This is a genomic window from Mucilaginibacter aquaedulcis (assembly GCF_030409325.1).
Lineage (GTDB): Bacteria > Bacteroidota > Bacteroidia > Sphingobacteriales > Sphingobacteriaceae > Mucilaginibacter > Mucilaginibacter aquaedulcis.
The window spans coordinates 1,852,374-1,866,933 of the sequence record NZ_JAUFPR010000002.1 but is presented as its reverse complement, the minus strand read 5'-3'; the positions used below and the strand labels follow the sequence as shown (position 1 = coordinate 1,866,933).

Genomic DNA, 14,560 nt, shown 5'->3' with positions numbered 1-14,560 from the left:
ATACTTTCAAAGTGGATTATTCAAGCTAAAACCCAATTATTAATACTGTAGTATGAGGCTTAATAAAAGCATATCATAAATGAACAATCATTAAAAGGAAAATAAAGATTCAATTTTCTTAATAATTAAGGCTATGAATGTGTTAATCTGCAATATATAAGCTGTTTTATTGCTGAAAATGTGATAATGACAATTATTAAAACCATTGTAAATATGCTTTGTAGTTAATTAAGAGTTAATTACCTACCTAAAACTAAACATTATGATAGTCTTATTGATCGCATTATTAGGAAGTTCGGCTTTTGGCTTTTTTATAGCAGATAATACCAGTGAAGACGAATGTTAAGATATCCCTGATTAGGGAAGTTTGTTAATTTGTTAAAGTGAGAGAGAGCTAACCGAAAATGGTTAGCTCTTTTTTTATTTATACTTATTTATTAATTACTATAAAATATATTGAGGAACATAGAGCTATGAACAACAAAGCCCGTTATAGTGATATAACGGGCTTTGTTGTTTAGCAGTTTGATTTTTAATTAAACAATGTAGCGGGGTCTATTTCTTTTTTACCAACAGTTCCGGGAGCGCTCATGAAAACACGTAGCGGAGTTTGCCTTACCCTGTATTGGCCAGGTATAGGTGCAGGAACGTTATAAATGTATTTCACTTTTATTTTGTGAAAGCCTTTAGCCAGCGGCATGGCAGGCTCAGCCTCGGTTATTTTCTCGCCATCAATAAATACTTCAGTATCGGTGTAAGAGGCTTGCGAAAAATTATAAGCTCCATCAGCCGGAATGCTAATATATCCGTTGAATAATAGTCCGAAATTGGGGTTTTCCTTTTTCAAAGCTTCGGCACTAAGTTTATCAGCAACTACAGAATCTTTTACAGTTGCAACTGCATAATCAAGCTGGTCGGGTGCTGTAAATTTGCTTTTAACAAGTTTGCAGGTTAGTCCGACTTTGTTAGCAGTATAGTTAGCTGCTGGTATAAGCCCCCTGTTATACATCAGGATACGAGTGGCTATACTGCGGCGGCCCGATGGGGTGATTACCCTTGTTTTGAACTCTCGTTTTTCATTAGGCGGAACTGTAATAGTAACCGGCGATGTGTACTCCCAATCGGTATCGAGTGGGTCGCGGCCATTGTAGGTAATATAAATTTTAGCGTCCGGTACTACCGATTTAGGTGCAAAAGTAAATTTGTCACCAAAAACCATGGTATCAATAACCGTAAGCGCGGTTGGCACCCGGTAATTATAATGGAGGTTTTCCAGTCTTTCAAAATGTTTAGCCAGTCTTACTTCAGAAAAATTGGTATAGTCCTTATTCTCTGGTTTGCTCCAGGCTACTTCCGACAGGGCAAACAGGCGCGGCATAATCTGGTATTGCAATTTGGCTACGGTTGGTACATATTCTGTCCACAGGTTGCCTTGTGTACCAATTACATACTTCTGTTCATCGGGAGTCAGTTCTTTAGATACCGGATCGTAATTATAGGTTTCATCCAGGGCAGCATACCTGCCAAACGAAACAGGTTCCTGCCGCGAGCCGCTTTGGTAGTGGTCAAAATAGTTACCTGTTGTTTGCGGTGTCATGATCACGTTGTGTTTCTGACGTGCCGCGGCAATCCCACCATCTTCGCCGGTCCAGCTCATTACGGTGGCATTTGGAGCAAGACCACCTTCCAATATCTCATCCCAGCCAATAATGCTGCGGCCTTTGGAGTTCAGGAATTTTTCTATTGTTTGTATAAAATAGCTTTGCAGTTCGTGTTCATCCTTCAGGCCTTTTTCCTTAATTAAATTCTGGCAAAATGCCGATGCTTTCCAGGGTTCTTTATTGGCTTCATCGCCGCCAATATGAATGAATTTGCTCGGGAAAAGTTCCATTACTTCGGTCAGTACATTCTCGAGGAAAGTAAATGTTTCGGGAGTAGGACAGTAGATGTTATTTACTTCTCTTGCCGGCACTTTACTATCGGCCGGGAGTTCACATCTCAATTCAGGGTAAGCCCTTAATGCTGCTTCAGAATGTGCAGGCATTTCAATTTCAGGTATCACGTTGATGTAACGTGCTGCGGCAAACTTTACCACATCGCGAATATCATCCTGGGTGTAATAACCACCGTAAGAAAGTGAGTCGGGCCAGTCGCGGTTGTTGCCATACATGGTTTGCATGCGATAAGCTCCCACCTGTGTTAGTTTAGGATATTTTTTGATCTCGATGCGCCAGCCTTGACCATCAACCAAATGCCAGTGAAAATTGTTGAGTTTGTAAGCAGCCATCAGCTCAATAACCTTTTTAACCTGAGGCACGGTAAAAAAGTGCCGCGATACATCCAGCATCATACCACGATAACCAAACCTTGGGCTATCCTCAATGGTAATGCATGGTAATTTTTCGGTACCTGAAACCTCAACCGGGAACAGTTGCATCAGCGTTTGGATGCCATAAAACAAGCCAGCATCTTTACCCACAAGGGTTATCCTGCGTGGGGTTATGGTTAGCTTGTAACCTTCTTTAGGCAGCGTTGCCGATCCTTTAGCAGTAAGGATCAGAGTAGTGCCCTTGCTTGATTTTATTTTAGGATTGTATTTGGATAGTTTGTTGTTGAAGTGCCTGTTGTTTAAAAGAAAATCTTTCAGGAAAACAACGTTCCGGTCCTTAATATTATCGGCTTTTATCTGTGTTAGCTGGCTAAACACAAAGTTGCCTTGGGCTTTTGTTATAGAAGCGGGAGCGGGGATAATGCCATAATGAGGATCATCTGTGGTTGTTTGGGCTTTGATGCTGAATGTACATAATAGCAGGGCACATACAGTAGCTAAAAGGGTTTTGGTTTGTAAGAAATAATGTTTATTCATGATGAGGGTAAGTGGTGGTTAAACCGGATTGCTTTCTGCTAAAATACTTTATAATAATTTAACCTACATGATATTGGTTCATGTAACAAATAATTGACAATGACCGGAGAAGTATTGCTGTGACAACAAAATTGAAAAAATGTTAATCTAAATATGAAATGCAGTGTTATGTTATAGAGCAATTTATCAATAACTTTAAGAGAAGCAATAACCATTAAATTCCCAATTATGAACACGCAGGATGTAGCCAATAAATTGATACAGCTTTGCCGGGAAGGCAAAAATGTTGAAGCCATAGATGAGCTTTATGCCGATGACATTATTAGCCACGAGCCAAAAGGCTCGGATATGGAAGTGACGGAAGGTAAAGCCGCAGTAATTAATAAAAATAAGCTTTGGTTTGATATGGTAGAGGAGATTCATAGTGTTATAATATCAGACCCTATTGTAACCGGGGATTTTTTTGCCTGTGCCATGGATATTGATGTAACCTACAAAGGAATGGGCAGGGATACCATGAACGAAATATGTGTTTATGAAACTGAAGACGGAAGAATTATATCAGAAAGATTTCATTACAGCATGCAAGCATAAATTAAGACACTCCAATTGTAAACTTAAAATCCCCGTAACGCCTGTTGCCGGGGATTTTTGTTTTAGGTGAATTTATTTTATACCCCATTGTTTATTGGGATTAGGGCCGAGCCATAAAGCCAGTTCGCCTCCTTTTGCAAAATCGGTATGTTTAAACCAGAAATTCAAAATGATAATAAGATAATTATGACAATCACTTAACCGGCAGCACTAACCATTAACCGGTTTTTACTATAATTTAGACAAAAAAACACAAGAATGAAAAAATTGATCCTTTTAGTCATTTTGATAGCCGGTATCAGTACACTGGCATCTGCTCAAACAGCTTCGCCCGTATTTAGTGCAAATAAAGATGCAGTAACATACCAGGGCCATAAAATTTATATCAACATGGAGCTAAAACTACTTTATGGGGCCAAACCGGATAAGGGTTTTGTATTTGCTTATTCAAACCTTATAAACAATCAATTATCTGCAGGTTATGCCAATGAGATAGTAGTTGTTAAGGAATTGAAAGAGATGAATGGTAAATTGTATGCCAGCGGAACATTTAAAACAGTAACCGGAATATTGAACAGTAAAACCTGTTTGATAGACATACAAGGTGCTATTGACTGGAAAGAAATACAGGTTGAGTTATAGGTTTCAGCACTGTTTTTTAACATCTTTGCACACTAAATATTAATATTCAGAATTAGCTTATGCAGTATTGGTTAGTAAAATCAGAACCATTTAAATACAGTTGGGAAAAGTTTAACAAAGATGGCCGTACTTTTTGGGATGGCGTCCGTAATTACCAGGCCCGCAATAACCTCAGAGAAATGAAAGAAGGCGATCTGGTATTGTTTTACCATAGTAATGAGGGTAAAGAAGTGGTTGGTATTGCCAAAGTAGTAAAGGAAGCTTACCAGGACCCAACCACGCAAGATCCAAACTGGGTTGTGGTTGATCTGTCGCCGGTTGAAACACTTAAAAAATCGGTAACACTGGAGGTAATTAAGGCCGATGAACAACTAAAGGATATTGGCCTGGTTAAACAGGGTCGGTTGTCAGTAATGGGCCTAAAACGTGAAGAGTTTGACCGCATATTAGAACTTGGCAGTTAACTGAACTGCTTGTGAAGCAAGCAAAATATAAATTTAGTTAAGAATTCTTTTATCGCAAAGCCGTTTTGATCATTAAAGCGGCTTTGTACTTTCACAACCATAACACATTATCAAGTTATGAATTATAGAGATTTTAAAGGAAAGGCCATTGCCGAAGTTGGATTAGGTACTTGGCAGCTGGGCAGTGCCGACTGGGGAAATGTGAATGAGGATGATGCCATCAATATATTAAAAACATATACCAGTGCCGGTGGGAACTTTTTAGATACCGCCGATGTATACGGTATGGGTGTAAGCGAAACCGTAATTGGTAAATTTTTGAAAACCATTGAGCACCCTGTTTATGTAGCTACCAAATTGGGGCGCAGGGGAGATGAGCCTAATGGCTGGCCGCAAAACTTCACTTACGATATCATGAAACGTCAGGTTGAGGATTCGCTGAAACGCCTGGATATTTCAAAGTTGTTTTTGGAGCAGTTGCATTGTATCCCGACTGAAGAAATGCGCTCGGGGAAAGTGTTTGATAATTTACGCAGTTTGCAGCAGCAGGGATTAATAAGCCATTTTGGAGCCAGCGTGGAAACATCTGAAGAAGCATTGATCTGTTTAGAACAGGAGGGGTTAGCATCGTTACAGATCATCTTTAATTTATTCAGGCAACATGTTGCCGACGAGGTATTTGCCAAGGCCGCAGAAAAAGGTGTAGCCATTATTGTACGGGTACCTTTAGCCAGCGGCTTGCTATCGGGCAAGTTTAATGCTCAAACGCAATTTGCTGCAAATGATCATCGTAATTACAACGCCAATGGTGAAGCCTTTAATACCGGCGAAACATTTTCAGGCATCGAATTTCGGGAAGGGGTAAAGTTGTCCGAAAAAATTAAAGGTATACTGCCCGATAATCTTATGCCGCAATGGGCCATTAGGTGGATATTGGATTATCCTGAAGTAACTACTGTAATACCCGGTGCGTCAAAGAGTGGGCAGGTTAACAGCAATGTGGAGGCTGCAAATTTCCCGCATTTATCAGAAGAAATTCACAAGCAATTAAAGAAATTGTATAATGAGGAGATATACAATAAGATAAGAGGCCATTTTTAGAAGAAAACTTTTAGCCATAGCATTCATGTCGGCGTAGCCAGACATGAATGTTATTTTGTTACCCCCTCAACTTATCCAGCAAATCGCTGAGTATGGCAGCGTCATCTTCGCTTAAATTATTCTTGAGTATTTCTTTAGCTCTGAATTCCTCATCCATTTTTGATAAAATGGCTAAACCCTGGTCATTGATACGTATATCAACAGCCCGTCTGTCTTTATTATTAGTGCAGCGCGAAACCAGCTCTTTTTGGATCAACCGGTCAACAATGCGCGAAGCATCCGACATTTTATCAACCATGCGTTCCTTCAGCAAATTAATAGTAGCCGGTTTAGGGTACTGTCCTCTTAATATCCTTAGGATGTTAAACTGCTGTTGTGTAATGTTGTACTTATCAAAGTATACTTTAAAGTAGTTGCTTAACCAGCCAGCGGTATATGATATGTTAATCGCCGCTTTATGATAGTTATCTTCAAAGTTAGTGCTTTGTATTTCGTCCTCTATCCGCATATATGTAACAATCAATAAGATGCAAATATGTTTAATTATTTTTAATTTGCGGTATACGTAATGTGCACACCGGGTGCATTATTTTCACATTAATTACTGTTATCTGGTGCAGGCTTAGGTGGTGATTGCTCGCTTTTGCCATAATTCCATGGACAATGCAGGCATTTGTTTTTACAGCAGTAACCACGTTTTAAGTGATACTCTTTTGTAAAAACAAAATTGCCATCTTCATTTATATAGTAATCAACACCTTCCTGTAACATTTTAGTTTAGCAGCTTTACAAAAACATCATTGTTAAAATGGTTCTTCAAATGTTTACCATCGCCATGTAGTGTCCATATTTGTTTGGGCTGGGTGCGGGCAATAGTTTCTAAAATATCGTTCCAATCTACATGGTCTGATATAAAGAGTGTATCCCTCTGATTCACCTGCAAATTTTTCCAGCCCGAGGCAAATAGACGCGTAACCCCGGTAGCCCTGATGTAACTATCAAAAGTAAAAGGAGGAACGATGTAAACAAACTCGTCCTGCACCTTCATTAATTTACGGCCATATATTTGGTGAGCTCCCAATTTAAAGCCCATTTTTTCATAAATGGCATTAATGGGCATAATGCGATGATGTACCAATATCTTTTTTTGAGGAGCATAATTACTGATAAGATTAATAAGCCGCTGGCTTTTTCCCAGGCCATATGCGCCTAACAGGATATTGGTTTTTATACTGTTTAGTTTTTTTATCTCTTCAACCGGGTCAGGGTGTATAACAGCCGGATCGGCAAAGGTACTTTCGGTGATGAGTACATCGGTTGCAACCCATTCAATAGGCTCGCAGGTATCATCGTCTTGCAATTTATAATCTCCGGTGTACAGGTAGCGGGTATCATCATACTCCATTAATATTTGCGCAGAACCCATCATATGGCCGGCCGGTATCATAGTTATTTTTACAGGGCCGATGTTGAAGCGTTGGTCATATTCAGTTATATGAAAAGCCTTAGCCGCCGTACGGTCATATCTGAGCTGCATGATGCTGGCAGTTGCACGGGTGCAGTAAACATCATGATTGCCACTCACAGCATGATCTGCATGCGCATGTGTAATAACGGCTGTTGTAGCGGGTAATTTAGGATCGAGGTAAAAATCACCGTATTTGCAATACAGCCCCTTTTCATCTATCAGAACAAAATCGTCAAGTATCATTAATTTTTTGCGAGCGATAGGTATAAGGTGTGCAGCTCAAGCACTTGTGGAATTACGAGTTGCCAATCGTTATTAACAATAATATCATCGGCCAGCTGGCGTTTTTTTTCTTCGGTAAACTGACGGGCTTCGCGTTTTTCAACTTCGGCGCGCGAAACATTGTCGCGCTGCATAACCCTGGCCATGCGGTTTTCCAAGGGGGCCGATACCAGTAAGGTACGGTCGCACATTTTGTATGACGCACTTTCAAACATCAGAGCCGCTTCTTTGATAACATAAGGAGCATGTTTTATCTGCTGCAACCAGTTATCAAAAGCTCTGAAAGTTGCAGGATGCACAATGGCATTCAGCTTTTGCAGTTCAGCCTCGTTATTGAAAACAATACCAGCTATATATTTCCTGTTTAGGGTACCATCATCAAAATAGGATCCAGCGCCAAAGGTTTGTTTAATAGAGTTGATCAGGATCTCGTCGGTAACCATAACCTTTTTTGCCTCATCATCGGCATAAAAAACCGGAATGCCCAAAAGCTCAAATACTTTGGCTACAGTAGTTTTACCGCTGCCTATATTACCGGTTAACCCTATTTTAAGCATTATTTTTTTATGATAAAATCAATATTGGCAGGACTTACCTTTACTATTTTACAGTACGGCGGAACCCTTGTAAGCTTTACCGGTAATGATTTGTAGCCATGATCGCGCCAAAGGTCCAGATCGGCAGTGGCCTCAAAAAGATCTTCGGTCATGTCAGGATACCTGCTCAGCGCGGTGGTGAAGGTTACTCTTACCTTTTGCGGAAATACCTTAACATTATCGTAATTATGATTATTGATCAGTTTAACGGGAAGGTCAAGTGTTTTTTCGGTAAACTCATCAACGGGAATAATAACCTGTACCGTTTTAGGGTATACGTTTAAATTACCTTCCTTAACCGATTGTAGGTTTATCCTGGTATTAATAGTTTCGGTAACATCCTTCAGCTGCAGCGAATCGGTTTTCCAAAGGCTTATTTCCTTTAGCCTGTCAGTAGGGCCGCTTACGGTGATATGGGCTGGCTTAATAATGATATTGCCTGATACTGCAAATTGTTTTTTGTACTTCAGGTTAAGCATCAGCTGTACCGGAACTTTCTTAACCAACCGGTTTGAGAAGTCGAAATATAACGTATCCGGGTCAATAGATATTATTTGCTGGTTAACTTCCTTCCGGATATTGATTTGCTTTAGCTGGGAACTAAGAACCACATAATTGCGGTTTTCGAGCGTGGCCAGATCAATTGTTATGGGCTTGCTTTCTTTATTCATGCTTGAAAAAAGCATTTGCCAGCCTGTACCCTGCACTGTAGCTTTAACAGTATCAGGTTGCAGTGAGTGAAAAGCACGTTTTTGAGGCGCGTTTTTATAAGTTAATACTTCCTGAACCCCATAATTATAAACGTTTGATAGCGTAGTAAATATCCATGCTAAAACTGCCAGCACCAAACAGGTAAAAAATACCGATAGGCGCCTTCGTTCTGTTGCTGATAATTTTACTATTGCCATTTCTGTAGATGAAAGATAAGGAGATTAAAACACAAAGGACTTTTACGGTTAAAGGCGAAAGGACAAAGGTAAAAATACCTGTTACCTTTCGCCCTTTTATTTTTTAGTTACCTAAGATAGAAAACACGATGCCTTTATCTTTTAGTCATTCCGTGTTTTTGCTCAATACAAATTAGCTTTTTGCGGCTACCGGTGGTGTGTTTAGCGCTTTTGAAGCATCTAAAGAAATAGCCGATTTATCAAAACGGATTTTACCGTTATCAACCTCAACTAAAAAAGTAGTGTCATTCGAGTCAATGATACGGCCGTGTATACCTGCTGTGGTTACTACCTTATCACCTTTTTTTAACTCCTCAACATATTTTTTTTGATCTTTTTGTTTTTTAACCTGAGGGCGGATCATGAAAAAGTAAAACACCACAATAATTAATACCATTGGTATTAACATGCCAAACTGGCTTGAACCACCTGCTGGTGCTTGTAATAAAATAGTTGCTATCATTTTAAATTAAATTGTTATTTCGTTAAAACTTCACCAACCAAGTGCACCACGTTTTGTGCAGGTACGGTGTTGGCGGTAATGGTTATTTGTTTATCCTGCAGGCCTGTTTTACCGGCGCTGTTGAATATCACTTTAATTAAACCGCTTTCACCTGGTTTAACCGGGGTTTTAGGCCACTCTGGTGTGGTACATCCGCAGCTTGCAACTGCATCTGTAATTATCAGCGGCGATTTACCGTTATTGGTAAATTTAAAATCGTAGCTTACTTTATCGCCTTGTTTAATTTTACCAAAATCATGGCTTTCTTTTTCAAACTTCATTAATGGCGCGGTTGCCGCGTTGGCGGTTGTGGCAGCAGTTTGTTTTGCTGTACTATCGCCGGTGGTGGCAGATGAGGTATTTCCCTGGGTTTGGTTACAAGCCGAAAATAAAAGGCCTGCAGCTGCTAAGCTTAAAAATAATTTTTTCATTAGTGTAGTTATTATTCTATTAATCCTCTGCCTATTTTCTTGATCTTTTGCTCTGCTTTAAGATCAATCAAAATCTTGTCTAAGATACCGTTTATAAATGAATTACTTTTTGGTGTACTAAACTCTTTGGATATTTCCAGGTACTCATTAATAGTTACTTTAACCGGGATGGAAGTAAAGTTGATAAATTCGGAAATAGCCATTTTCATCAATAAAGTGTCCATCATAGCAATACGCTCAGGTTCCCAATTTTGGGTTTTAGCAGCTATCAATTCTTGGTAAGGCTTATCAAACCTGATGCTTTTTTCAAAAAGATCAACAACAAACTCACGGTCTTCTGTCCAGTTGTTGGTAATTTCGGCAAGGTGGTTTTGTTTAGCATCCTCAGAAGCAAAGTTTTTGAAAGTTTTTGCTATAAGCGCCTGTAATACATCACGATCAACCGGCCAGAAAATAAATTTATCTTCAAAAACCTGCTCGGCCAATGATGATTTCAGAATTACTTTCTTGAAAATGAATTTAATGATGTCTTTATCGGTTTGTATAGTATCACCTGTTTTTGCTAAATACTCTGCATACTCAGGAGCGTTTTTAAGGATAGTGAACAACGATTTGGTAAGTTCGGGTTCAAAATGCCATTCTACTTTATACTTTTTTAAGGCAATTAAGTAATCGCGATTATCGTTAAGGGTTACGATAAATCTGTTGGTTAAAATTTTAAGATTAGCGTTGAGGTCATCCGCTGTAGGTAAATGCTTATTTGCCCTTTCTTCGGCATCGTTTGCCGCGTAATTGGCCACTTCCGAAATTAACGATAGCATCCAGATATACATTTCATATACCTGATCTATGCCGTGAAGCATGTTTTTTTCGTGTAGTTTAATGTCTTTGGTATCTGATTGATGGTATGCATACAATGCTTGTAATACCTTTACCCTTAGGTGCCTTCTATTTAACATGTGTAAGAACGATTTGCTCTGCCTGTGTGCAGATGGTTAAAATATATATTAATATGTTGATTTTACTTTTTTAATGTCAGCTATTCTTTTCTCAGCAATTTTATTGGCCGCGTTAATAGTTGATATATTTTCTGATTTTGAAAGTCTTAAAATGTTACGGGTTGCCTCGTAAATGTTTTCTGTTAATTGCAAGCTGCGTTTTTTGCTAAAGCCCATTAACTCCGAATAGCAGTTGATGATACCACCCGCGTTAATAACATAATCAGGGGCAAACAGTATTCCTTTTTCAACCAGCATCTGACCATGCAGCTCTTCGTCAAGCAGCTGATTATTGGCCGATCCTGCTATAATGCTGCACTTAAGTTTATCGATAGTTTGAGTGTTCACGGTGCCGCCTAAAGCACAGGGGGCATAAATATCGGCGTCAATATCAAAAATGTTGTTGTTTGAAACTGCCTGGGCACCATGCTTTTTGGCTATCTGGCCTACGCGCTCTTCATTAATATCGCTGATATATACTTTTACGTTTTCATCGCGAAGCAAACGTACGAGGTTTTCGCCCACGTGGCCTATACCTTGTACTATAATTGATTTTCCGGTGAGACTGTCGCTGCCAAACTGCTCTTTTACGCAAGCCTTAATACCCATAAAAACGCCAAGAGCTGTAATAGGGGAAGGATCGCCGGTGCCTCCGATGGTTTCAGGAATACCTGTAACGTGTTGGGTTTCCATCCGGATGTATTCCATATCCCGTGGATTGGTACCTACATCTTCGGCAGTAATAAATTCACCATTCTGGTTTTTTATGAACCGGCCAAATTTGCGCATCAGCGCTTCGGTTTTATCCTTGCGCGAATCGCCGATAATTACCGAATAACCGCCGCCCATGTTAAGCCCGGCAATGGCACATTTATAAGTCATGCTTTTTGACAGACGCAATACATCGTTCAAAGCATCAGCTTCGGTTTTGTATTGCCACATGCGGGTACCGCCAAAGGCAGGGCCAAGCGTGGTGTCATGAATGGCTATAATAGCTTTTAAATTTGTATCAGGATCACTGCAAAATACAACTTTTTTGTGCCCGAAGGCGTCGAGCTGATTAAATATGGGTTCCGGTTGTTGTTGAACGGGCATTAGTATACGGCAAGTAAAATGTTTTAAGGCCCGACAAAAGTATAGGTTTTTTTTATTCTGACCAAGTTTATTACGGTTGAAGTAAGCAATGAACAAGCGTTATAAGCCTATAATGAGATCAGATTACTCTAACTTACTGCTTTTACTCCATGATAACGAAACACCCGTTAATTTATTTAGCTGTTCAACAGCATCCTGTATCTCGGCTATAGATAGCCTGTTTTTTCCGTTGCCTGTGTAGCTGTAAACCCTGCCGGGTTTTTCAACAGTAATATAACCCAGGTAATCTGGGTCATCATTTTCAACTAAGTGCAAATGACTCTCTTTATTAATTTGCTGGTTCGGGTTGCCGTTATCCTTATCAATAAAAAAGCTGTAAGTAAGTGCAATTTCAGTTTGGCCATCAAAATGGGCAATATTATCGGTAATAGCCATGATAGGCCTTCCGGAATTCAGGGTAAAAAAGAGAGGGGTCATAATTGTGGGGGTTGGTTATAATAATACTCATTTACAGCAATATTGTTTCTATTATTTTATTTAATATTTTTTGTTATATAGTATTCTTACACCTTTCAGACTTTCCTGCTCTACCACTTCGCCAACTTTTTGGTACTTTTGATAATTGGACTTCCGGTTTTCCCTATTTTGGTTTTCCACGCTGTTCTAACCCAATGCTGTATGAAGGATCTTGCTTACCTTAATAAATTCTTTTACAAATACCGCTGGCGATTGATACCCGGTATTTTGTTCGTAATTATATCAAATATTTTTGCTGTATTGCCCGCTCAGGTTATCCGCGTAGCATTTGATCTGGTTACAGAAAATATAGGAGCTTATCAGCTTTTTGCCGGCTTCAACAGACAAAGCATGATCTATGATATTTTTGGAAGCAGTCTCACGCTATTTGGCGCGTTGGTGCTTTTATTGGCACTATTGCGCGGCTTGTTTCTCTTTTTTATGAGGCAAACCATTATCCTGATGTCGCGGCATATTGAGTATGATCTTAAGAATGAGATCTATGAACATTATCAGTTACTTTCCCTTGCCTTTTACCGCCGCCATAACACTGGCGATTTGATGAACCGTGTTACCGAAGATGTAAGCCGTGTTAGGATGTACCTTGGGCCAGGTATTATGTATACTATAAATACAGTAGTATTATTTATTCTGGTAATATATGCTATGCTTACTGTAAATGTTAGGCTGGCCATACTATCTGTGCTGCCTTTACCTATACTGGCAGGTATTATATACTATGTAAACAACGTGATCAATTACCGGAGCGAGCAAATTCAGGAGCGGTTGTCTGCGCTGTCGAGTTTTGTTCAGGAAAATTTTTCAGGTATCCGTGTCATTAAATCATACGTAAGAGAAGGCTTTGTGCGCAAAAGCTTTGCTACCGAGAGTGAGAATTACAAAACCCATTCCATGGCCCTGGTTAAGGTACAGGCCTTGTTTTATCCTATTATGCTGCTGCTTGTAGGTTTAAGCAATGTAATTACCATGTACGTTGGCGGGGTTGAGGTGATGAAGGGGAATATCACTTCAGGTAATATTGCTGAGTTTATCGTATATCTGAATATGCTGTCGTTCCCGGTTATATCATTGGGTTGGGTAACCTCGCTTATACAACGTGCGGCGGCATCGCAAAAGCGCATCAATGAGTTTTTACATGAAACCTCGGATATTGAATCACCCAAAAATGTTCCTGCACATATTATAAAAGGAGCCATCGAGTTTAATAATGTATCATTCACTTATCCTGATACAGGCATTCAGGCATTAAAAAATGTATCGTTTACGGTTGAGCCCGGTCAAATGGTTGCCATTATTGGCCGAACTGGCTCAGGTAAATCAACCATAGCCAATCTGGTTATGCGGATGTATGATACTACGGCTGGCAACATAGGTATTGATGCTATTGATGTAAAGCAGCTTGGGCTTGAAAATTATCGCTCGCAAATTGGTTTTGTACCACAGGAGGTTTTTCTGTTTTCAGATACTATTGCTAATAACATTGCTTTTAGTGCCGATGTACTTGATATGCCTGTTGTTGAGCAGACCGCCAGAGATGCCGCGGTTTACAGTAATATCATAGAACTGAAAAAAGGATTTGAAACATTGATAGGTGAACGGGGAGTAACCTTATCGGGAGGACAAAAGCAACGGGTTTCTATAGCCCGGGCCATTTTTAAGCACCCACAGATATTGATATTTGACGATTGCCTGTCGGCAGTTGATACCCGAACAGAGGAGGAAATATTGAGTAACCTGGGGCGGGTAATGCAAAATAAAACCAGCATCATTATATCGCACCGTATATCAACCATAAAAAATGCCGATAAAATACTGGTATTGGATAATGGGGAAATTGTGGAGCATGGCAATCACGAATACCTCATGCAACTGAAAGGAACCTACTTTGAGCTATACGAAAAACAATTGCTTGAAGAGGAACAGGATGCCTGATTTTTTGGCGAAAAACCAAAAAAATGACAAAATTGTTTCAAAAAGTTCACGAAAATTGAATAAAATACTTGCACTTTGAAATTTTGATTTATATTTATGCCAACC

The 14,560-nt window shown here is 39.6% G+C and carries 16 protein-coding genes; 5 read left to right on the top strand and 11 right to left on the bottom strand.

Annotation, left to right across the window (positions count from 1 at the left end):
• Nucleotides 1-532: 532 nt before the first annotated feature.
• On the bottom strand, nucleotides 533-2,866 hold the full coding sequence (locus tag QWZ01_RS12180) for a family 20 glycosylhydrolase (protein WP_290323606.1): 2,334 nt from the start codon (nucleotides 2,864-2,866) through the stop codon (nucleotides 533-535).
• A gap of 228 nt (nucleotides 2,867-3,094) precedes the next feature.
• Here QWZ01_RS12180 and QWZ01_RS12175 point away from each other — a divergent pair, with 228 nt between their 5' ends.
• From QWZ01_RS12175 to QWZ01_RS12160, 4 genes are all read left to right on the top strand, one after another.
• Complete coding sequence (locus QWZ01_RS12175) at nucleotides 3,095-3,460, top strand: nuclear transport factor 2 family protein (protein ID WP_290323605.1); 366 nt, start codon at nucleotides 3,095-3,097, stop codon at nucleotides 3,458-3,460.
• A gap of 258 nt (nucleotides 3,461-3,718) precedes the next feature.
• Nucleotides 3,719-4,102, top strand: coding sequence for a hypothetical protein (locus QWZ01_RS12170; protein WP_290323604.1), 384 nt, complete (start codon nucleotides 3,719-3,721; stop codon nucleotides 4,100-4,102).
• 59 nt (nucleotides 4,103-4,161) lie between these two features.
• A complete protein-coding gene (locus QWZ01_RS12165; protein ID WP_290323603.1) occupies nucleotides 4,162-4,566 on the top strand; it encodes an EVE domain-containing protein in 405 nt (134 codons plus the stop codon).
• 117 nt (nucleotides 4,567-4,683) lie between these two features.
• Nucleotides 4,684-5,667, top strand: coding sequence for an aldo/keto reductase (locus QWZ01_RS12160; protein ID WP_290323602.1), 984 nt, complete (start codon nucleotides 4,684-4,686; stop codon nucleotides 5,665-5,667).
• Nucleotides 5,668-5,725: 58 nt separating this feature from the next.
• On the opposite strand, the gene QWZ01_RS12155 is transcribed toward QWZ01_RS12160, so the two are convergent.
• From QWZ01_RS12155 to QWZ01_RS12110, 10 genes are all read right to left on the bottom strand, one after another.
• On the bottom strand, nucleotides 5,726-6,190 hold the full coding sequence (locus QWZ01_RS12155; protein ID WP_353959399.1) for a MarR family winged helix-turn-helix transcriptional regulator: 465 nt from the start codon (nucleotides 6,188-6,190) through the stop codon (nucleotides 5,726-5,728).
• Nucleotides 6,191-6,264: 74 nt separating this feature from the next.
• Nucleotides 6,265-6,438 (bottom strand): C1orf53 family protein, encoded by a 174-nt coding sequence (locus QWZ01_RS12150; RefSeq protein ID WP_290323601.1) that lies wholly within the window; start codon nucleotides 6,436-6,438, stop codon nucleotides 6,265-6,267.
• 1 nt (nucleotide 6,439) lies between these two features.
• Nucleotides 6,440-7,378, bottom strand: a complete 939-nt coding sequence (locus QWZ01_RS12145) for an MBL fold metallo-hydrolase (protein ID WP_290323600.1) — start codon at nucleotides 7,376-7,378, stop codon at nucleotides 6,440-6,442.
• Nucleotides 7,378-7,974: a dephospho-CoA kinase gene (gene coaE / locus QWZ01_RS12140; protein WP_290323599.1), complete on the bottom strand. Its 597-nt coding sequence runs from the start codon at nucleotides 7,972-7,974 to the stop codon at nucleotides 7,378-7,380. Before coaE ends, QWZ01_RS12145 begins: the two co-directional genes overlap by 1 nt.
• The gene (locus QWZ01_RS12135) at nucleotides 7,974-8,921 is read right to left on the bottom strand and encodes a CdaR family protein (protein WP_290323598.1); all 948 of its coding nucleotides are present in this window, start codon (nucleotides 8,919-8,921) and stop codon (nucleotides 7,974-7,976) included. The genes coaE and QWZ01_RS12135 overlap by 1 nt, the downstream gene beginning before the upstream one ends.
• A 172-nt stretch (nucleotides 8,922-9,093) precedes the next feature.
• Complete coding sequence (gene yajC / locus QWZ01_RS12130) at nucleotides 9,094-9,423, bottom strand: preprotein translocase subunit YajC (protein ID WP_290323597.1); 330 nt, start codon at nucleotides 9,421-9,423, stop codon at nucleotides 9,094-9,096.
• A gap of 14 nt (nucleotides 9,424-9,437) precedes the next feature.
• Nucleotides 9,438-9,893: a DUF1573 domain-containing protein gene (locus tag QWZ01_RS12125; protein WP_290323596.1), complete on the bottom strand. Its 456-nt coding sequence runs from the start codon at nucleotides 9,891-9,893 to the stop codon at nucleotides 9,438-9,440.
• Between the two features lie 11 nt (nucleotides 9,894-9,904).
• A complete protein-coding gene (gene nusB, locus QWZ01_RS12120; protein WP_290323595.1) occupies nucleotides 9,905-10,852 on the bottom strand; it encodes a transcription antitermination factor NusB in 948 nt (315 codons plus the stop codon).
• A gap of 48 nt (nucleotides 10,853-10,900) precedes the next feature.
• Entirely contained in the window at nucleotides 10,901-11,986 is a 1,086-nt protein-coding gene (locus QWZ01_RS12115) for a Glu/Leu/Phe/Val family dehydrogenase (RefSeq protein ID WP_290323594.1), read from the bottom strand.
• Between the two features lie 123 nt (nucleotides 11,987-12,109).
• Nucleotides 12,110-12,463: a hypothetical protein gene (locus QWZ01_RS12110; RefSeq protein WP_290323593.1), complete on the bottom strand. Its 354-nt coding sequence runs from the start codon at nucleotides 12,461-12,463 to the stop codon at nucleotides 12,110-12,112.
• 201 nt (nucleotides 12,464-12,664) lie between these two features.
• On the opposite strand from QWZ01_RS12110, the gene QWZ01_RS12105 reads away from it, so the two are divergent.
• Nucleotides 12,665-14,455, top strand: coding sequence for an ABC transporter ATP-binding protein (locus tag QWZ01_RS12105; RefSeq protein WP_290323592.1), 1,791 nt, complete (start codon nucleotides 12,665-12,667; stop codon nucleotides 14,453-14,455).
• Nucleotides 14,456-14,560: the final 105 nt, after the last annotated feature.